At 70.7% G+C, this 19,613-nt stretch carries 17 protein-coding genes; 10 read left to right on the forward strand and 7 right to left on the reverse strand.

Going from position 1 to position 19,613, the window contains the following annotated elements; all coding sequences use genetic code 11:
• Window positions 1-47: 47 nt before the first annotated feature.
• From ACIBLA_RS16600 to ACIBLA_RS16640, 9 genes are all read left to right on the forward strand, one after another.
• Complete coding sequence (locus ACIBLA_RS16600; protein WP_399198990.1) at window positions 48-506, forward strand: RrF2 family transcriptional regulator; 459 nt, start codon at window positions 48-50, stop codon at window positions 504-506.
• Between the two features lie 166 nt (window positions 507-672).
• Entirely contained in the window at window positions 673-1,947 is a 1,275-nt protein-coding gene (locus tag ACIBLA_RS16605) for an acyl-CoA dehydrogenase family protein (RefSeq protein ID WP_399198991.1), read from the forward strand.
• A 137-nt stretch (window positions 1,948-2,084) separates the two neighbouring features.
• On the forward strand, window positions 2,085-3,053 hold the full coding sequence (locus ACIBLA_RS16610) for an alpha/beta fold hydrolase (protein ID WP_363239856.1): 969 nt from the start codon (window positions 2,085-2,087) through the stop codon (window positions 3,051-3,053).
• Window positions 3,054-3,132: 79 nt separating this feature from the next.
• Window positions 3,133-3,777, forward strand: a complete 645-nt coding sequence (locus ACIBLA_RS16615; RefSeq protein WP_363239855.1) for an alpha-ketoglutarate-dependent dioxygenase AlkB — start codon at window positions 3,133-3,135, stop codon at window positions 3,775-3,777.
• A 74-nt stretch (window positions 3,778-3,851) separates the two neighbouring features.
• Window positions 3,852-4,568 (forward strand): GntR family transcriptional regulator, encoded by a 717-nt coding sequence (locus ACIBLA_RS16620; protein WP_399198992.1) that lies wholly within the window; start codon window positions 3,852-3,854, stop codon window positions 4,566-4,568.
• 39 nt (window positions 4,569-4,607) lie between these two features.
• Complete coding sequence (locus ACIBLA_RS16625; RefSeq protein ID WP_399198994.1) at window positions 4,608-5,615, forward strand: 1-aminocyclopropane-1-carboxylate deaminase; 1,008 nt, start codon at window positions 4,608-4,610, stop codon at window positions 5,613-5,615.
• 148 nt (window positions 5,616-5,763) lie between these two features.
• Window positions 5,764-6,513, forward strand: a complete 750-nt coding sequence (locus ACIBLA_RS16630; RefSeq protein WP_363239852.1) for a carbonic anhydrase — start codon at window positions 5,764-5,766, stop codon at window positions 6,511-6,513.
• A 392-nt stretch (window positions 6,514-6,905) separates the two neighbouring features.
• Window positions 6,906-7,682, forward strand: a complete 777-nt coding sequence (locus ACIBLA_RS16635) for a polysaccharide deacetylase family protein (protein WP_399199051.1) — start codon at window positions 6,906-6,908, stop codon at window positions 7,680-7,682.
• A gap of 82 nt (window positions 7,683-7,764) precedes the next feature.
• A complete protein-coding gene (locus ACIBLA_RS16640; RefSeq protein WP_363239851.1) occupies window positions 7,765-8,256 on the forward strand; it encodes a DNA-binding protein in 492 nt (163 codons plus the stop codon).
• Window positions 8,257-8,285: 29 nt separating this feature from the next.
• On the opposite strand, the gene nhaA is transcribed toward ACIBLA_RS16640, so the two are convergent.
• From nhaA to thrS, 5 genes are all read right to left on the reverse strand, one after another.
• On the reverse strand, window positions 8,286-10,187 hold the full coding sequence (nhaA, locus tag ACIBLA_RS16645; RefSeq protein ID WP_399198995.1) for a Na+/H+ antiporter NhaA: 1,902 nt from the start codon (window positions 10,185-10,187) through the stop codon (window positions 8,286-8,288).
• Window positions 10,188-10,278: 91 nt separating this feature from the next.
• Window positions 10,279-11,010 (reverse strand): 2OG-Fe(II) oxygenase, encoded by a 732-nt coding sequence (locus tag ACIBLA_RS16650; protein ID WP_363239848.1) that lies wholly within the window; start codon window positions 11,008-11,010, stop codon window positions 10,279-10,281.
• Window positions 11,011-11,139: 129 nt separating this feature from the next.
• Complete coding sequence (locus ACIBLA_RS16655) at window positions 11,140-12,015, reverse strand: alpha/beta fold hydrolase (RefSeq protein ID WP_399198996.1); 876 nt, start codon at window positions 12,013-12,015, stop codon at window positions 11,140-11,142.
• A 64-nt stretch (window positions 12,016-12,079) separates the two neighbouring features.
• A complete protein-coding gene (locus ACIBLA_RS16660) occupies window positions 12,080-12,751 on the reverse strand; it encodes a CGNR zinc finger domain-containing protein (protein WP_399198997.1) in 672 nt (223 codons plus the stop codon).
• Window positions 12,752-12,830: 79 nt separating this feature from the next.
• On the reverse strand, window positions 12,831-14,066 hold the full coding sequence (thrS, locus tag ACIBLA_RS16665) for a threonine--tRNA ligase (RefSeq protein ID WP_399198998.1): 1,236 nt from the start codon (window positions 14,064-14,066) through the stop codon (window positions 12,831-12,833).
• 329 nt (window positions 14,067-14,395) lie between these two features.
• On the opposite strand from thrS, the gene ACIBLA_RS16670 reads away from it, so the two are divergent.
• Window positions 14,396-17,692: a LamG-like jellyroll fold domain-containing protein gene (locus ACIBLA_RS16670; protein WP_399199000.1), complete on the forward strand. Its 3,297-nt coding sequence runs from the start codon at window positions 14,396-14,398 to the stop codon at window positions 17,690-17,692.
• A gap of 92 nt (window positions 17,693-17,784) precedes the next feature.
• Here ACIBLA_RS16670 and ACIBLA_RS16675 read toward each other — a convergent pair whose 3' ends face one another.
• Together ACIBLA_RS16675 and ACIBLA_RS16680 are read right to left on the reverse strand one after the other, a co-directional pair.
• Window positions 17,785-18,744, reverse strand: coding sequence for an aldo/keto reductase (locus ACIBLA_RS16675; RefSeq protein WP_363239844.1), 960 nt, complete (start codon window positions 18,742-18,744; stop codon window positions 17,785-17,787).
• Window positions 18,745-18,834: 90 nt separating this feature from the next.
• The gene (locus ACIBLA_RS16680; protein ID WP_363239843.1) at window positions 18,835-19,566 is read right to left on the reverse strand and encodes a haloacid dehalogenase type II; all 732 of its coding nucleotides are present in this window, start codon (window positions 19,564-19,566) and stop codon (window positions 18,835-18,837) included.
• Window positions 19,567-19,613: the final 47 nt, after the last annotated feature.

The raw sequence follows: 19,613 nt of genomic DNA on the forward strand, positions 1-19,613 counted from the left end.
GCACGGTGGGCCGCGGACGGGGCGGAGCCGTACGAGATACTGCGGGCATGCGCATTTCAGCCAGAGCGGACTATGCGGTACGTGCCGCGCTGGAGCTCACGACAGCCCGAGACGAGGCCCCTCTGAAGGCGGAGGCGATCGCCGCCGCCCAGGACATCCCGCACAAGTTCCTCGAAGGCATCCTCAACGACATGCGCCGCGGCGGGCTCGTGGTGAGCCGGCGAGGCGGCAACGGCGGCTACCGGCTGGCCAGGCCGGCGGGCTCGATCACCATCGCCGATGTCATCCGCGCGGTCGACGGACCTCTCGTCTCGGTGCGGGGGGTCCGGCCGCCCGAGCTTTCCTACACCGGTGCCGCCGAGTCGCTGCTGCCGCTGTGGATCGCACTGCGGGCCCATGTCCGCCAGATCCTGGACGTCGTGACCCTGGCGGACGTGGCCTCCACCGGCCTGCCGGAGGACGTGTCCGTGCTCGCGGCCGACCCCGAGGCCTGGACGAACCCCTGACTCGGGCTCTGCCCGCTCCGCTCGCTCCGGCCGCTGTTCCGTTTCGCTGTCCGGAACGCGAGTCCACCATATGAACGCGCACTTGGGGCCGTGAAGACTCCGTGGCAGTATTAGTTTCCCTACTAAACAGGTGGGAAAACTGGGGATGTTGGAGGTGGCCGGCAGCGTGCCGACGAAACCCGTGGTCCGAACCGCCGCCCCGCCCAAGCCCCCCGTGTCCGACGACGCGATGTGGCCGCGCGTCACGCGGGAGGTCGCGGACGATCTCGCCGCCGACGCGATCGCCCGCGACCGGGCGGGCAAGCCGCCGTACGACGAGGTGGCACGGCTGCGCGAGGCAGGCCTGCTCGCGCTCCTGACGCCACCCGCGCTCCCCGGCGGACACGGCGGCGCCGACTGGCGCACCGCCGTCGCCGTCGTCCGCGAGATCGCGGCGGCCGACGGCTCCATCGGCGAACTCATCGCCCGGCACTACGTGTTGTCGTGGAGCAGCCGCTTCTTCGGCGCGCCGGACGACAGGGCGACCGGGCACGAACCACCCGCCGTCGCCCCCGGCTGGCTCCTCGGCGGCGGCACCGACCTCCCCGACCCGGACGCGGGCCCCGGCCTCACCCTCTCCCCGGCCGAGTCGGGCCATGTGCTCAACGGCCGCAGGGCCTTCGCGGCCGGTGTCACCGTCGCCGACCGGCTCGTCGTCGGCGCGACCTCCACCCACACCGGCGAGTTGCTGATCGCGCTCGTGAACCCGGCCCACCCCGGCGTGCTCGCCGGCACCGACAACGACCGCCTCGGCCAGCGGCTCACCGCCGCGGGCAGTGCCGACTTCGACAACGTGCCCGTGGGCGCCGACGACATCCTCGGCGCGATGCCACGCGACGAGCACGCCGTCTCCGCGTTCACCGCGCTGGCGCCGGTCGCCCTGCGACTCGTCCTCAGCCATGTCGCGCTGGGCATCGCGGAAGGCGCGCTCGCCGAGGCCCGCGACGTCAGCCGGGCGGTGCGGTCCGCGCCGCGTTCCGGGGCGCCGGACCCCACGACCTACGCCGTGCGGCCCAGCGGCGACCCGTATCTCCTGCTCGCCTACGGGGAGTTGGCGACCGCGGCGCACACCGCCGCCGCCGTCGTGGGCCGCGCCACGGACGCCCTGGAGCAAGGGCTCCTCGCCGGGCGGGACATCGGCATGGACCAGCGCGCCGAGATCGCCGTCCTCGTCGCCGCGGCGGAGGCGGTCACCAGCAGGTCGGCGGTCGACATCACCACCCGCGTTCTCGAACTCACCGGCACGGCGGTGTCGTTCGACGGCGGCGCGGCGCTCGACAGATTCTGGCGCAACGCCCGCGCGCTGACCGCGCAGAGTTCGCCCGCCCACCGGCTCCGCGACATCGGCGACCACTACCTCAACGGCACACACCCGCCTTTCACGGCCTCGGCCCGCACCTGACCGCCCCGGCCGGGGTAGCTCCACCGGGCACGCTCCGCGCCCACCGATGGGGTAATCAGGCCGGTGGGAGACCGTATGGGATCGGATGGCGGGCGTCATCGAAAGACGCCCTCTCCTCCGTACCTCCGGGAGTCCCGTTGAAGCTCAGACATGTCGCCGCCGCGCTGGTCGGATCCGCGGCGCTCGCCGTCGCGGCGGCGGTGCCCGCGTCCTCGTCCCCCTCCGTCTCCGTCCCTTCCCTCACTTCCGTACCCGAGGGCTCCGCCCGTACCGCGGCCGTCGCCCCGAACACCGGCCTCGCGAAGTTCGCCGCGGCGTTCACCCGGTCGCAGGCCGCACCCGAGGCGGCACCGCCCGGTGCCAACGACTGGGCGTGCGAGCCCAGCACCGCGCACCCGCGTCCCGTCGTGCTCATCCACGGCACCTGGGCGAACGCCTACGCCAACTGGTCGGGCCTGTCGCCCGTCCTGAAGAAGGCCGGCTACTGCGTCTACGCCCTCAACTACGGCGCGCCCGACGGCGACGTGTTCAAGGGCAAGGGCCATGTCCCCGATTCCTCCAAGGAGGTGGCCGCCTTCGTCGACAAGGTGCTCGACGCCACCGGCGCGGAGAAGGCCGACCTGGTCGGACACTCGCAGGGCGGCGGGCTGCTGCCGCGCTGGTATCTGAAGTTCGACGGCGGCGCGGCGAAGACCCACCGGCTGGTGGGCATCGCGCCCAGCAACCACGGGACGACGGCGTCGGGCATGGCCTCCCTCGCCAAGTCGCTGCGGGTACTGGACACCACGGCGCAGATGGCCGGACAGGCGGCGAAGGATCAGACCGTCGGATCCGACGTCAACGCCCGGCTGGACGCCGACGGCGACACCATGCCCGGCGTCCGCTACACGACCGTCGTCACCCGCACCGACGAGGTGGTCACCCCCTACCGCCAGCAGTACCTCATGGCGGGTCCCGACGCCCCGGTGGACAATCTCACCCTCCAGGACGCGTGCCCGACCGACATGAGCGCGCACCTGGGCATCGCCTACAGCACGGTCATGAACCGGCTCGTACTCAACGCACTCGACCCGGCGAACGCCCGCCCGGCGAGCTGCCTCAGCTGAGTGCGCCCCCACCCCCGGCACGCGCCGGACCCGCCGCGCTAATCGTTCGTACGTTCGAACGTGTGGCTATGCTCGACGCATGGCAGCACACACGCAGGGTTCGCTCTTCGACCAGACCGACGAGATCCGACTCGGTCCGCTCACGGACATCCGGCGGACCGTGCTCGGCGACGGGGCGTGGATCGATCTGCTCCCCGGCTGGCTCGGCGGGGCCGACGCGCTGCACGAGGAGCTGGCCTCGGCCGTGCCGTGGCGGGCCGAGCGACGGCAGATGTACGAGCGGGTGGTGGCGGTGCCGCGACTGCTCGCCTTCTACGGAGAGCGGGGTGACGGTACGCGCGAGGAGCTGCCGCACCCGGTCCTGGACGAGGCGCGCGACGCGCTGAGCGCGCACTACGCGGACGAACTGCGCGAGCCGTTCGCGACCGCCGGGCTCTGCTACTACCGGGACGGCCATGACGGCGTCGCCTGGCACGGCGACCGGACGGGCCGGGGCTCCCGCGAGGACACCATGGTCGCGATCCTCTCGGTCGGCGCGCCGCGCGATCTGGTGCTACGGCCTCGCGGGCGCCCCGGCTCCGTCGTCCGCAAGCCGCTCGGGCACGGCGACCTCATCGTGATGGGCGGCTCCTGTCAGCGCACGTGGGAGCACGCCGTCCCCAAGACGGCGCGCGCGGTGGGGGCGCGGATCAGCATCCAGTTCCGGCCGCACGGCGTGCGCTGACCGTCGCTCCAACCCGGTCCGCGAAACAGGCCCGCTCTTGACGGGCCCAGCCGTGGCGATGTGCAATATTTTGCATGCCGGTACCTCAGAGCCGAGGGCTCGTCTCCAGATCGCTCCTCCGGGAGAACGCCTACAACGCCCTCAGGGACGCGATCGTCGACGGCACCCTCACGCCGGGCGAGCGGCTCAACGACGGCGATCTCGTGGAGTGGCTGGGCATCAGCCGCACGCCCATCCGGGAGGCGCTGGGGCGCCTGGAGCAGACCGGCCTCGTACGGACCAAACCAGGCCGCTACACGATCGTCAGCCCACTGGATCTCCGGGCCGCCCGCGGCGCGCAGTCCGTCACCGCCGCCATGCACGAACTGGCCGTACGCGAAGCCCTGCCCAACCTGTCCCGGTCCGAACTCGATGCCATGCGCGCCGCCAATTCCCGTTTCGCCGACGCGCTGGCCAGGAACGACGTGGACGCGGCGCTCGCCGCCGACGACGCGTTCCACGGCGTCGCCGTCACCGCGAGCGCGAACCAGGCCCTGCGCGCCGTGCTCGAACAGTTCACACCGGTGCTGCGCCGCGTCGAACGGCTGCGCTTCTCCTCGCTGAGCGGCCGGGGCTCGGTGGCCCAGCACAACCGGATCGTCGAACTGTGCGCCGTCGGCGACGTGGACGGCGCCGCGGCGGCCACCGGCGCCAACTGGCAGACGCTCGTCCCGCTGCTCGACGCCCTGCCCGACGACGACGCGGAGGAGGACGAGGCCGAGCGGCACCCCAAGAGCAAGAACACCGACTGACCACGCCCCACGGCGCCCGCCCCGCTCCAGGAGTCTCAGATGTCCCTCGACACCTTCCCCCGCCACCCTCTCCTCTTCGGTCCCAGCCCGGTCCACCCGCTCGACCGCCTCACCGACCACCTCGGCGGCGCCCGTATCTGGGCCAAGCGCGAGGACTGCAACAGCGGCCTGGCGTACGGCGGGAACAAGACCCGTAAGCTGGAGTATCTGGTCCCCGACGCCCTCGCGCGGGGCGCCGACACCCTCGTCACCATCGGCGGCATCCAGTCCAACCACACGCGCCAGGTCGCGGCCGTCGCCGCCCGGCTCGGCCTGAAAGCAGTCCTGGTCCAGGAGAGCTGGGTCGACTGGCCCGACGCCGTCAACGACAAGGTCGGCAACATCCTGCTGTCCCGCGTCATGGGCGCCGAAGTACGCCTGGTCGAAGCCGGGTTCGGTATCGGCGCCAAGGACAGCTGGCACCAGGCCCTGACCGACGTCGAGGCCGGGGGAGGCACCCCGTACGCGATCCCGGCCGGCGCCTCCGACCATCCCCTCGGCGGGCTCGGTTTCGCCAACTGGGCCTATGAGGTGGAGCGCCAGGAGCGTGAACTGGGCGTCTTCTTCGACACGATCGTGGTGTGCAGCGTCACCGGCAGCACGCAGGCGGGCATGATCGCGGGTTTCGCGGGCCAGGACCGCCCCCGCAGGATCCTCGGCATCGACGCCTCGGCCAAGATCGACGAAACCCACGCCCAGGTCGCGAGGATCGCCCGCGCCACCGCCGAACTCATCGGCCTGGGAAGGGACTTGAGGGACGAGGAGATAACCGTCCTGGAGGGCTGGGCCGGGGACCTCTACGGCATCCCGGTGCAGTCCACGCTCGATGCCATCCGGCTCACGGGCGGCCTGGAGGGCGTGATCATCGACCCGGTGTACGAGGGGAAGTCGATGGCAGGGCTGATCGATCTCGTACGCGGCGGGGACATCCCGGCGACCTCCAACGTGCTGTACGCGCACCTCGGCGGCCAGCCCGCCCTCAACGCGTACAGCGGCATCTTCCGCTGAGCTGTGGGGCTTTCAACCCTCACGGGACGTCGCGAAGCGGTCGTAAGCGCTCACGCTCAGGTCATGTATAGCCAAGGGACATTCAAGGGCCAGCCAAGACTTGTCTTGTATGAAAGTCCTTTAATGTTACGGACGTTAGCGTCCCGGCGTGAACCTGACCCCACATGCCCAGCTGCCGGAGGCCACGAGCCGCCGCGCGCTGCTCCGCGCCTCCGTCGCCACGGCCGCGGTCGCCACCGCGGCCGGAAGCGGACTCATCGCCGGTTCGCCGGCGAGTGCCGCCACCCGGACTCCCACTACGCACTCCAAGAGGCCAACGACCCCCGCCGAGGCTCTGGCGGAACTCTCCACGGGCAACCGCCGGTGGCGCACCTTCAATCAGCAGCACCCGCACGAGTCGCAGAGCGTGCGGCAGGTCCTGGTGTCCAGCCAGGCGCCCTTCGCCGTCGTACTCGGCTGCATCGACTCCCGCGTACCGCCGGAGCTGGTCTTCGACCAGGGGCTCGGCGACCTCATGACCGTGCGCTCCGCCGGTGAGGTCCTGGACGACGGCGTGCTCGGCAGCGTCACCTACGGTGTCCTCGAACTCGGCGTCCCGCTGATCCTGGTCCTCGGGCACCAGTCGTGCGGCGCCGTCCGCGCCGCCGTGCACGCGGAGGAGACGGGCGAGCCCCTGCCCGCCTCCCTCCAGTACATAGCCGAGCAGATCAAGCCCGCGATCGACCACTCGCAGGAGGGCGACGCACGGGTGGACGCCACGGTCAGCGCCCAGGTGGGGCTGGTCCGTTCGCGTCTGGCGGCGGAGCCCGACCTCGCTGCCAAGGTGGCCGCCGGGAAGCTGGAGATAGTCGGCGCGCGCTACGAACTGAACACCCAGCTGGTCCACCGGATCAGCTGATCAACCGGAGCCCGCAGGGCTTCGCGACGGGTAACCGAGGGATCGCGGACGAGTGCTTCTCGTCCGCGATCCTTTGCGTTTCCGGCGGCGATTCCCGGACCTCTATGCACTGCGCGTATACATCGTATGTATAGTGATTCGCATGTCATGGGACCCCGCCTGGCCTGGCTTGTTCTGCCCTGCCCGGCCCCATCTGGCCGACGCCGCGCCCTTTCGCGGTGACGGGAACCGGATGTAAGCACTTGCCCTTCTGAGGGCCCCTTCCTCCACGCGGCAACCCCGCTCGCGCACACCGTCGCGAGGCATCGGGGCGGGCCCCGTCGTGCCGGTTCCGACCCGTACATCGCAGAGAGAACTCCGTCATGCCCGAGAACGCCACACCCGGCTCCGCCATGCCCGAAACCACCCCATTCGCACCCGTGCGCCGCACGGCCGCCGCCGCATGCGCCGTCGTCGCGGCCCTCGCCCTTGCGCTCACCGGCTGCGGGACGCAGACCGTCTCGCCCGCCTCCGTCAGAGGGGGCGCGGGGGGTGACGGCAAGGGTGCGTACGGCTCCGTCGACTGTGCGAAGGCCAAGTGCATAGCCCTCACCTTCGACGCCGGACCCGGCAAGGACACGCCCCGGCTGCTGGACACCCTCAAGGAGAAGAAGGTGCCGGCCACCTTCTTCCTGCTGGGCAGGAATCACGTACTGGCCCATCCCGAGACCGTCCGCCGCATCGCCGACGAGGGGCACGAGGTCGCCAACCACACCTGGAGCCACCGGATACTCACCGATCTCGACCGGGACGGGATACGCGAAGAGCTCGCCCGCACGCAGAACGCCATCGCGAAGATCACCGGACACAAGCCCACGCTGATGCGCCCGCCCCAGGGTCGTACCAACGGCGACGTCACCGACATCTCCCGCGAACTCGGTCTCTCGCAAGTCCTGTGGAGCGCCACGGCCAAGGACTACTCCACGACCGACTCCGCCCTCATAGAGCGCCGCATCCTCGACGACGCCTCCGCCGACGGGATCATCCTGCTCCACGACATCTACGACGGGACGGTCCCGGCCGTGCCCGGAATCATCGAGAAGCTGAAGGAGCGCGGCTATGCGTTCGTGACGGTTCCGCAGCTCTTCGCGCCGGCGGTCCCGGAGCCGGGCGAGGTGTACCGCCCGTGACTCTTTGACCGAAGTCGTGTTTGAACGGAATGTTCAACACGATCAGTTGACATCATCACGTGTGTCGACGCATGCTTGTCGCATGTCATCGACTCCTGACTGGCACGCCTCCGACCCCTTCACCGCTCCCCACCCGGACCAGGCCCGTGCGCACCGCGTGCACGCGTCGCTGTTCCGTATCGCCGAGCGGCACGCGGCCACCGACGCCCAGCGCCGCAGGCAGGCGCATCCGTCCGTCATCGCGCCGCACGAAGCCGTCCGGCTCGTGTCGTTCCTGCTGAGCGGGGCGGCGCGGCCGGAAGCGGGTGAGCCGGAGGTGGATCACGCGGACATCACCGCCGCACTGAGCCTGGTGCCGCGCGCCCGTGGGGACATGGACGAGCTGGAGGCGGGACTTCTCCAGATGGCGCGGGGCCGGGGGATGACCTGGCAGGAGGTCGCCTTCGGCCTGGGTCTCGGCACCCCGCAGGCCGCCCGCCAGCGCTACGAACGGCTGGTCGGGCGTACGGCCGGCGGCCAGGATCAGGGTCCCGACGGAGACGCGGGCGGAGACCCGGACGCGGACGGGAAGTAGACCGGCGGGTCGCACATGACCCGCCGGCATTACGGCTCCGGCTCCGGCTCGTCGAGCGCCGCCTGTTGCCGGGCGGTGCGCACGGCCGCCGAGAGATTGCCGATGTCGTACGCCCCGTGGTGACGGCGCCCGTTGACGAAGAACGTCGGCGTCCCCGACACCCCGCTCAGGTCGGCGGAGTCCGTGTCGTCGGCGATCCGCCCCGCGCCCTTGTGGCGCCGCAGGTGCCGCTCGAAGCGCTCCGTGTCCAGACCGAGGTCGGCGGCGAGGCGGAGCGCGTCCGTGAACAGCAGCGTGCCCTCGCGCGCGAGCAGGAGGTCGTGCATGTCCCAGAAGGCGCCCTGGTCGTGCGCGGCCTCCGACGCCTCGGCTCCGAGCATCGCGCCCGGATGCACATCGGTCAGCGGCAAGTGCCGCCATACGTAGCGGACATCGCCGAAGTCGGCCAGCAGCTCCCGGATGACCGGTTCGGCCTTCCCGCAGTACGGGCAGTCGAAGTCGCCGTACTCCACGACCGTGACCGGCGCCTCCAACGGGCCGCGGATCTTGTCCCGTTCGGAATCTACCGGGACCACGAGGTCGACGATCGAGTCGGCGGTGCCGAGCAGCGCGCGGATGCGGCGCCGCTTCGGCAGGAGCCCGATCACGGTGCTGACGGCCCAGGTCACCGCGAACGAGCAGATGAGGGCCGTGAGTGTGCCGATCTTCGCGTTCTCCAGCTGTTCGCCGTCGAAGGCCAGGGTGGCGATCAGCAGCGACACCGTGAACCCGGCACCCGCGATCGTCCCGCCGGCGGCGACGGCGCCCCAGCCGACGGGCGGGCGCAGCCGCCCGTGGCTGAAGCGCGTGGTCAGCCACGAGGCGGTGAGGACCGCGACCGGCTTGCCGACGACGAGTCCGCACACGATGCCCAGCGTGACGCGGGAGGAGAAGGCCTGGGACAACTCGTCGGCATTGATCCGGATCCCGGCGTTGGCCAGCGCGAACACCGGCACGATCACATAGCTGGACCACGGGAGGTATATCCGCAGCAGCCGGTCGTTCGGCGAGATCGCCGACGCCAGGCCGATCCGCGCGGAGCGTTCCAGCTCCGGCGTCGGCTGTTCCCTGAACCGGCGGAAGAGGCCGGTGGCCCGTTCCAGATCACCACGGGCGGCCGGATACGCGTACGTGAGCAGCCCCACGACCAGCCCGATGACGACGGGATCGACACCGGACTCCCACAGCGCCACCCACGCGGCGGCGGCCAGCACCGCGTACCAGCCGCCGCGGCGTACGCCCTCGTAGCGCAGCAGCGCGATCACGCCGAGGATGCCGACGGCCACGAGCAGCGCGACGGGCGCCACGCTCTCGGTGTAGGCGAACGCGATGACCCCGAGAGCGACCAAGTCGTCCACGACGGTCACGGCCAGGATGAACGTACGCAACCCCTTGGGCAGCCGTCTGCCCAGCAGAGCGAGCATGCCGAGGGCGAAGGCGGTGTCCGTGGACATCGCGGCGCCCCAGCCGTGGGTCGTGCCATGACCGGCGTTGACGAGGAGATAGATCGCGACGGGCACGAGCATGCCGCTGAGGCCGACGAGCACGGGCAGCGCGATACGCCGCGCGTCGCGCAGCTCGCCCAAGTCCCGCTCGCGGCGCGCCTCAAGCCCGACGACGAAGAAGAACACCGACATCAGACCGCTGTTGACCCACTCGCGCACTTCGAGAGACAGGCTCCGCGAACCGAACGACAGCCCCACATGTGTCCGCCAGAAACGCTCGTACGACGAGAGGTCGGCGTTCGCCCAGGCGAGCGCGGCCAGCACTGCGACCAGCAGTACGGCGGCGCTGCCGGTCTCGGTACGCAGGAACGTCAGCCACGGCGACCGCGCCGGCCCGTCGCTCTCCGTCTGCCCGGTGTATCCGGCGGCTGATGAGGAATCCGTCATTTCTGGATTCTCCACTCGCCGCGCGCGCGGGACCGGCAGCGTTCAGTGTGTCGGCCACGGCTGTCGCCGTACGCGCCCGGCGGGACGTACGTCACGCGGCGTCGTGGAAGACGAGCCCCAGCGTGTGCCGGTGTCCGGAGCGCACCGTGCTCACCCCGTGCCGCATGGGCGCGTTCGACCAGCCCCGCGCCGAGTGGACCGGCCGGTCGCGGGTGGTGAAGACCAGCCCGTGGCCCTGCGGGACGGTGGCCGACGAGCCGCGCGACTGGGCGCGCGGACGCTGCTCGGTCATGATGAACTCCCCACCGCTGAAGTCCGTTCCGGGTACGTCCAGGCCGACGACGACCTGGAGCGGGAAGACCATGTCGCCGAACACGTCCCGGTGCAGGGCGTTCCAGTCGCCGGAGCCGTAACGCAGCAGGATCTGGGCCGACTTGGCCTGCCCGGCCTCGTGACACATCGTCAGCCACTCGTCCAGCGTGTCGGGCCAGGGCGCGGGGTTGCCCAGCTTCCCGGCCCAGTCGCGTGCGACGGGCAGCAGACGCGGATAGAGCGCGGCACGCAACTCCCGTACCGGCTCGGGCAGATCGTGGGTGAAGTAGCGGTACTGCCCCGACCCGAACCGATGCCGGGCCATGTCGACGGTCGTCCGGAACCGTTCGCCGTCGTCGTACAGCGCGGTGATCGCACGGCACTCGGCGGGGGTCAGGAGCGGCTTTCCGGTGAGGGCGTTGCCGTACGAGTCGAGATCACCGGCGATCGTGTCCCAGTCCTGCGCGGCGACACGATCGCCGATCCGGCCCGCCCGGTTGATGGTCTTCATTGTCTCTCCGCCTCTCCGGTCACTCTCGTCGCACTGTCGAGAGTGCCGCGCGGAGATATCCCCTGCTGGCGGGATTCGGACATGGCACTGGGGCCCGTCCTCAGCGCGCCCCAGAGGGGCGGGGGTCCGTCAGCCGGCGGGCAGATCCGCCTTCGCGAGGAAGGTGCGGATCAGCTCGACGACCTCGTCCAGTGCGCTTTCGAGCAGGAAGTGGCCGCCATCGACGAGATACACCTGGGCGTCGGGCACGTCGTCGACGAACGCCTCGGCGCCCGCCGGGCCGAAGATCTCGTCGTTCTTGCCCCAGACCGCCAGCAGCGGGGGCCGGCGATCCCGCAGATAGGCGTGCAGGGCCGGGTACAGAGGCAGATTGGTGGCGTAGTCGAGCAGCAGCTTCAGCTGCACGCGGTCGTTGCCCGGGCGGGAGACGAGAGCGTGGTCGTGGTGCCAGGTGTCGGGGCTGACCAGGCTCGGGTCCGGCACGCCGTGCAGATACTGCCACTTGATCATGCCCAGGCTGAAGGCCTCGCGGATGGCGGCGATCGTCTCGGGGGTCTGTTCGCGCCAGTAGGCGCGGGCCATCCCCCAGAAGCCCTCGACGAGGCCCGCCTCGTAGCCGTTCCCGTTCTGCGTGATGATCGCCGTGATCGCGTCCGGGTCCTTCAGCGCCAGACGCCAGCCGACCGGGGCGCCGTAGTCCTGGACGTACATGGCGTAACGGTTCACCCCGAGCCCGGCGAGCAGGTGCGCCGTCAGGTCGGCGAGGGCGTCGAAGGAGTAGTCGAACTCCCCGACGGTCGGCGCGTCGGACAGGCCGAAGCCGAGGTGGTCGGGGGCGATGACGTGATAGCGGTCCGCCAGCTCCGGGATGAGATGGCGGTACATGAACGAGCTGGTGGGGAAGCCGTGCAGCAGGACGAGTACGGGCGCGTCGACAGGGCCGGCTTCCCGGTAGAACAGCTCTCGGCCCTGGACGGTCGCGTAGCGGTGGTGGACCTTGACCATGACGGACTCCTTGTCTGAGGGCCCCGAGTGTCGGTGTCGGTTCACACCCTCGCGGGGTGTCGGCTCACGCCTTCGCCGCCTCGCCGGCTCCGCGGTGGCGCCGGTAGTGGCGGGCCACGCGGGCGCGGTTTCCGCAGTCGGCGGAACACCACTCCCGGCGTGGGTGGGAGCGCACGAAATACAGCACGCAGCGCGGACCCTGGCAGGCCCGCAGCCGGGCCCGGCCGGGCCCGGTGAAGAGGCGTACCCCTTCCTCCGCGACGCGCGACAGGATCCGCGCGGCCGGGGTGCCGTTCGTGACATCCGTACGGGTCGGCCCGCCGGCCCCGGTCCACTCCAGCGAGGACCAGGAAGGCGCGTACGCGCAGGCCTCGTTGACGGCGGAGACCGCCGTCGCGAGGAGGTCGGCGCCGGCGACGGGGTCCCGCGTGCCCCGCTCGTCGCCGGTCGTGACGGCGGCGAGGTGCCGCAGCGCGTCGCGCAGCCGCCGGAACCGCCGGAGTTCGTCCGCCGACGGGTCCGGCAGCTGCGCGAGGGACAGACCCTCGGCCGCTGAGAGACGCGGCCCGACGCCGCGCAGCCAGGCCGCGAGACCTTCGGGATGTGTCAGCTCGTCATGTACGCCGTCCCGGTCTGCCCAGATGGTGTTCATCAGCTCGACCGGCAGCGGCTCACCGAGCAGCGGGGCCGCTGTTGGGTGAGCGGACTCGGACGTACCGGGCTGAATGCTCTCCATACAGCCGACTGTAGTGCCAGATCTAATGGTTGTCGACCGGAGTAAGCATGTGGACCCTGCCGAATCGGCAAGGCCCGCCTCAGGGGCCGGTGTCCCCGTCCCCCTCCCACAGATCGGTGCTGAACGCGCCGACGAGCGCGCCCACACGGGCCGGCAACTCGGCCGCCGGCAAGGCGTCCACGCGCCGCCCGTCCCGCAGCCGCAGCGCCACCGAGTCCCCGGCCGCCTCCCGCGCCCCGATCACCGCCTGGTACGGCACCAGCCTGGCCGCCCTGACCCGTGCGCCGAGAGTCCCGTGCTCCGGCCCCGAGACCTCCGCCCGCAGCCCTCGCTCGGCACATCGCTCCACGAGCGCGGCGGCCTGCGGGAGTTCGCTGTCGGAGATGGGCAGCACCACGATCTGGGTCGGCGCCAGCCAGCCGGGAAACGCCCCGCCGTGCTGCTCCACGAGATGCGCGACCGCTCGCTCCACGCTGCCGATGACACTGCGGTGGATCATCACCGGCCGGTGCTTGGCGCCGTCCGCTCCGATGTACCGCAGATCGAACCGTTCCGGCTGGTGGAAGTCGACCTGGACGGTGGACAAGGTCGACTCGCGCCCCGCCTCGTCGGCGATCTGCACGTCGATCTTCGGGCCGTAGAACGCCGCCTCGCCCTCCACCGCCTCGTACGCGACACCCGAGCGGTCGAGGACCTCGGTCAGCAGCGCCGCGGACCGCTCCCACAGAGCGGGGTCGGCGACGTACTTCCCGCCGGGCCCCGGCAGCGAGAGCCGGAACCGTGCCGGGCGGATGCCGAGCGCGCCGTACGCCCGCCGGATCAGCTCAAGCGCCGCCCCCGCCTCGTCGGCCACCTGGTCCAGGGTGCAGAAGATGTGCGCGTCGTTGAGCTGAATCGACCGTACGCGGGTCAGTCCGCCCAGCACCCCCGACAGCTCGGAGCGGTACATGCCGCCCAACTCGGCCATTCGGAGCGGCAGTTCGCGATAGCTGTGGGCGCGGGAACGGTAGATCAGCGCATGGTGCGGGCACAGGCTCGGCCGCAGCACGAACTGCTCCCCGCCCAGCTCCATCGGCGGGAACATGTCGTCGCTGTAGTGCGACCAGTGCCCGGAGATCTCGTACAGCTCCCGTTTGCCCAGCACCGGTGAGTACACATGCCGGTAGCCCGCGCGCCGCTCCACGTCGCGGATGTACTCCTCCAGGGCGTGCCGTACCGTCGCGCCGTCGGGCAGCCAGTACGGCAGACCGGCGCCGATCAGTGGGTCGGTGTCGAACAGGCCCAATTCGCGGCCGAGTCTGCGGTGGTCGTGCATAGTGGTCTCCTCGCTGGTGCGGAGCGAGTGACCACGTGACGAAGCCCCGGGGCACTCGCCCCGGGGCTTCGAACTGGGTCAGCAGTCAGCGCGCCGGGACACTCTCCGGCGTCGTCGTCATCGCGGCACGCTTCATGGCACGGACGGTAGAGGCCAACCCCTGTCGAGGGCAACATCATTTCTCCCCGGTGTCTCGCGAACACCTTCTGTCGTAACTCTGGACACTCGCGGAGCGGGCGTGCTGTCATTCCGCTGCGGACCTTTCCAACGTTGTAATGACGGGCGAAATCCCTTCCGCCCCCGCCCGCGCGAGGACACCGAGGACAACCATGAGACGAAAGCCCGCCGCCCGCCCATCCCTTCGCTCCCGACCACTGCTCCGCTCGCTGCTGCTCGCCGTCGCCCTGCTGCTGCCGGCGACCGGCTTCGCCCCGGCCGCGACGGCCGCCGGCACCGCGCCCGGCGGCGTACCCTCCGCCGCATCCGCTGCCGCCCCCGCGGACGAGGTGCACGGCCTCAAGGGCGAGTACTTCAGCATGTCCGCGCCCGGCGCGCGCGACTTCGCCGATCTCGGGGGAGTGGCCCTCGACCCGCAGATCGAATTCCCGGGCCTGGCCTCGACGTTCGAGTCCCTGACGGGCCGTACGGAACACACCACCGCCCGCTGGACCGGCCGTATCGAGGCCCCCGCGAGCGGCGACTACACGTTCTACGCGACCGGCGACAACGGCTTCCGGGTGTGGATCGGCGACCGGACGGTGATCGACCACTGGGAGCCGGACTGGGACAAGGAGCAGACCAGCGAACCGGTCGGGCTCACCGCAGGTGAGCCGCAGGAGATCCGTGTCGAGATGTTCCAGGACACCGGCGGCGCGAACATGTTCCTGCGCTGGTCGGGCGCCGGGACCAAGAAGCAGATCGTCCCCGAGTCGGCGTTCACCCCGCCCGCCGACTTCGAGATCTACCCGGTCTCGCTGACGGTCGGCAAGGACGGCCGTCAGGTCCGTGCGACCTTCGAGGACAAGGTCGGCGGCACGGTCGCGGCCGTCAAGGACCATCTGAAGGTCGAGGTCGACACGACACCGATGCCGGTCTCGTCCGTCGCCCGTACCCCCGGTGACCCCACCTCCCTGACCGTCACGCTGAAGGCGCCGGTCCAGAAGGACCAGCGGGTCGGCTTCCGTTACGACGGTGAGGGCGGCCTCCAGGTCGGCGGCGAGACGGTGCCGCAGATCATGCGTACGGCCGCCAACGAGTCCACGCACCGGCTCACCACCGAGTGGGGCGACAAGCTCGACAAGAACAACCCCCTGCCCGAGTACCCCCGTCCGCAGCAGATGCGCGACAAGTGGCAGAACCTCAACGGGCCGTGGCAGTTCGCGGGCGCCGAGAAGGACGAACTGCCCGTCTTCGGCAAGGACCTGGACGAGAAGATCATCGTGCCGTTCCCGGTGGAGTCGCAGCTCTCCGGCCTCGAACGCCACGAGGACCACATGTTCTACCGCAAGCTTGTGACCGTCCCCAAGAACTGGCAGGTCGGCAGCGGCAAGCGGCTGAAGCTCAACTTCGACGCCGTCGACTACGCGACCCGCGTCTGGGTCAACGGCACGAAGGTCACCGAACACACCGGCGGCTACACGGCGTTCAGCGCCGACATCACCGACGCCCTCAAGGACGGCGGCAGGGGACCGCAGGAGATCGTGGTCGCCGTCACCGACACCAACGGTCCCGACCAGCCGATGGGCAAGCAGTCGACCGACCCCGGCGGCATCGTCTACACCCAGTCGTCCGGCATCTGGCAGACGGTCTGGATGGAGCCCGTCGCGACGGCGGCCGTCGACGAACTCGTCACCACGCCCGACATCGACTCCCGCAGCCTGGCCGTCACCGTCAACTCCGCGAAGGCATCGCCCGACGCGAAGGTCAGGGCGGTCGCTCGCGACGCCCGAGGGGGGATCGTCTCGACGGCGAGCGGCCGTCCCGGCACCGAGCTGCGCCTGCCGATCACGAACCAGCGGCTCTGGACCCCGGACGACCCGTACCTCTACGACCTCGACGTCACCCTCACCGACGGCCGCTCCACCGACAGCGTCGACAGCTACTTCGGCATGCGGTCCGTCGGGATCGAGAAGGTCGGCGGCTACCAGAAGCTCGTACTCAACGGGAAGCCGGTCTTCTCCCTCGCCATGCTGGACCAGGGATTCTGGCCCGACGGCCTCTACACCCAGCCCAGCGACGCGGCGCTCGCCTTCGACCTCAAGGCGCAGAAGGATCTCGGCTTCAACGCCGTACGCAAGCACATCAAGGTCGAGTCGGCCCGCTGGTACCACCACGCCGACAAGCTCGGTCTGCTCGTCTGGCAGGACTTCGTCTCCAGCGACATCACCACCGAGGCAGGGCAGCGGACCTTCGTCGCCGAGGGCAAGCAGATGATGCGGCAGTTGCACAACTCGCCTTCCATCATCGGCTGGATCGTCTTCAACGAGGGCTGGGGCGAGTGGAACAGGGAGGAGACCGGCAGGATCGCCGAATCGGTGAAGCAGACCGACCCCTCTCGTATCGTCAACGCCCACAGCGGGGTCAACTGCTGTTCATCCAAGGGGGATTCGGGCAAGGGCGAGATCATCGACCACCACGACTACGTGAACAACGACGCCCCGTTCCCCGACCACCGCGCCGCGATGGACGGCGAGCACGGCGGCTTCACGCTCCGTACCCCCGGACATATGTGGCCCGGCCCGCCCGCCGCGATCTACAGCGGGGTGGCCGACAAGGAAGCGCTCACCGCGAAGTACGTCCAGAACACCACGGACTTCTACCTCGAAGCGGCGGGCGCCGAGCTGTCCGGCTCCGTCTACACCCAGGTCAGCGACCTGGAGAACGAACTCAACGGCTTCTACACCTACGACCGCCGGCAGATCAAGGTCGACCCGGCACCCGTGCGTGCCATCAACGAGAAGGTCATCGAGGCCGGCGCGGAAGCGGGCGACCGGGACGAGTTGAGCGGCGGCGGTCACTGGCCGATGGACGAGGGGAGGGGCGTCACGGCCGAGGACAGCGGCCCGAACGGCAAGGCCCTCGGCCTCGTCGGCGGCGCCACCTGGACGCCGGGCGTCAGCGGCTCGGCACTCGCCTTCGACGGCACGGGCCAGTACGCACAGACCGAAGGCCCGGTCGTCGACACCACCAAGAGCTACTCGGTGTCGGCCTGGGTCACCCTCGACGCGCTCCCCGGCAACTACGCGACGGCCGTCAGCCAGGACGGACGGCGTACGGAGAATCCGTTCTATCTCCAGTACGGCCAGGGCGCGTTCGCGTTCAGCACCCCGGGCGGCAACCGCGCACGGCTGGTGACCGAGCCGGAGACGGACCGCTGGTACCACCTCGTCGGGGTCCGTGACGCGGCGTCGGACGACATCACGCTGTACGTCGACGGCGCACCGGCCGCGACCGTCGCGGCGGGTCCGGTCGATGTGAGCACCGGGCCGCTGTCGGTCGGCCGCGCCAAGTACGACGGCGCCAAGGGCGACTTCTGGAACGGATCGATCGACCAGGTGCGCGTCTACGACAAGGCGCTGACGAGCAGTCAGGTCCAGAGCCTGCACGAGGAGGAACGGCCGCGGTAACGCGTCCGAGGTAACGCGGTCACATGGGGGTTGGTCCCTGGCGAGCCGACCGGCATGCCAGGGACCACACCCGCGTCGGGAAGGGGCCCCGGTCAGGGCAGCGGCGCGCCGCGCGCCGTCAGCCACAGGTCGTACCACTCCTCGTGGGTGAGTTCCGGCTCCCGTACGGCCGCGTCCGCGCAGGCGCGGATGCGCTCCGGCCGAGCGCTGCCGACGACCGGCGCGATCCCGGCCGGGTGGCGTCGCAGCCACCACAGCAGGATCGTCTCCGGCGTGGTGTTCTTCGCCTCGGCCAGCGAGGCGACGAGCCGTGCCGTGGCTACCTCGTCCGGGGTCTCCTGACGACCGGTGTAACGGCCCTGCGCGAGGGCTCCCCATGCCTGGAGGGCGATCCCGTTCGTCCGGCAGTACTCGGTCGTCCCGAGCGGATAGCCGCCGTCGGCCGCCGCCGGGGTGTTCACGAGCACCCCGGCCTCGACCCAGTCCCGCCGCTGGAGGCTCATCTCCAACTGGTTGGCGACCAGGGGGAGTCCGAGCGCTGCCCGCAGCGGCTCGATCTGCGCGCCGCTCATGTTCGACACCCCGAACCGGCGTACCAGACCCTGCTCGTGGAGCGAGATGAGCGCGCCCGCGATGTCGTCCGGGTCGGCGAGCGGGTCGGGCCGGTGCAGGAGCAGGACGTCGATGACATCCGTACGCAGCCTGGTCAGACTCTCCTCGACGCGTCGGACGATGCTCTCGGATCGCAGGTCGTAGATTCCGGGCCGGTCGCCGTCGGCGAGACGGATGCCGCACTTGGTCTGGAGGACGACACGCTCCCGCAGTCCGGGGGTGCGGCTGAGGACCTCGCCGAAGACGGCCTCGGACTTCCCGTGCCGGTAGATGTCGGCGTGGTCGAACGTGGTGATCCCGCTGTCCAGCGCCGCCTCGACCGCCGCCTCGGCGGCGTCGATGTCCGCCGGACCGTAGGGCGTGGTGTCCCAGCCGCCGCCGAGTCCCATGCATCCGTAGAGCAGCCGGTCGCCGTTCGTGGTCTCCGCTTCGTTGGTCACGCGATCACCCTACGGCGGCCCCGGCGGCGGACGGCTCCGGGGCCCTGACCGGCTGATGCTCCCGGCTTCCTGATGTCCTGGGCGTGCCGGTTACGGCTCGGTCAGGGCGGTGACCAGTTCGTCCAGTCCGTCGAACTCCCCGTCGAAGGCGTCGGAGGCCGTCGGCGGATCCCCGACCGGCCGCCGGACGTAGGCGGTTCGCATGCCGCTCGCCCGCGCGCCCCGGAGGTCCCAGGCGTGGGCGGCCACCATGAGCACGCGCTCGGCCGGGCATCCGGCGGTGTCGACGGCGAGTTGGTAGACCTGCGGGGCCGGCTTGTAGGCCAGAACGGCTTCGCCGGACAGGACTTGGTGCCAGCGCAGCCCGGCATACGCGTTGAGCCGCAGCAGCGCGGCGCCGCCGGCGTTGGAGAGCCCGAGTACCGGCAACCGCCGAGTGAGCCGATCGAGACCGGCGACGGAGTCGCCCCAGGGCGGCAGGCGCCGAGCTGCTGTCGACAAGCGGGCGACAGTCGCAGGATCGGTCAGTCCGGCCCGGTCGGCCACCCGTCGGGCGGCCTCCGCGTCGATGACGTCGGAGTTGACGTACGCGCGGTGCCCCCGCGCGATGTCTCGCTGCTCGCTCTCGACGTGCCGCTGCCACAAGGAGAGCAACTCATCGACGAGCGCATCGTCGGAGGGGCCCCTCGACTTGTCGCCCGACCCCTCGTCGGACGCAGACAGCGCGTCCCGGATCGCCGCCCGAAGCCCGCCGGGTTCATCGACCAGTGTTCCGAGGATGTCGAAGACGACAACCTCGATGTCGCGGACGCTCTCGGCCACTGCGCTCTCCCGTTCCCGCCGATGTCACCGGCTCAGCAGGTGACGAC

This window comes from Streptomyces sp. NPDC050433, from assembly GCF_044458565.1.
In the GTDB taxonomy this organism is placed as follows: domain Bacteria; phylum Actinomycetota; class Actinomycetes; order Streptomycetales; family Streptomycetaceae; genus Streptomyces.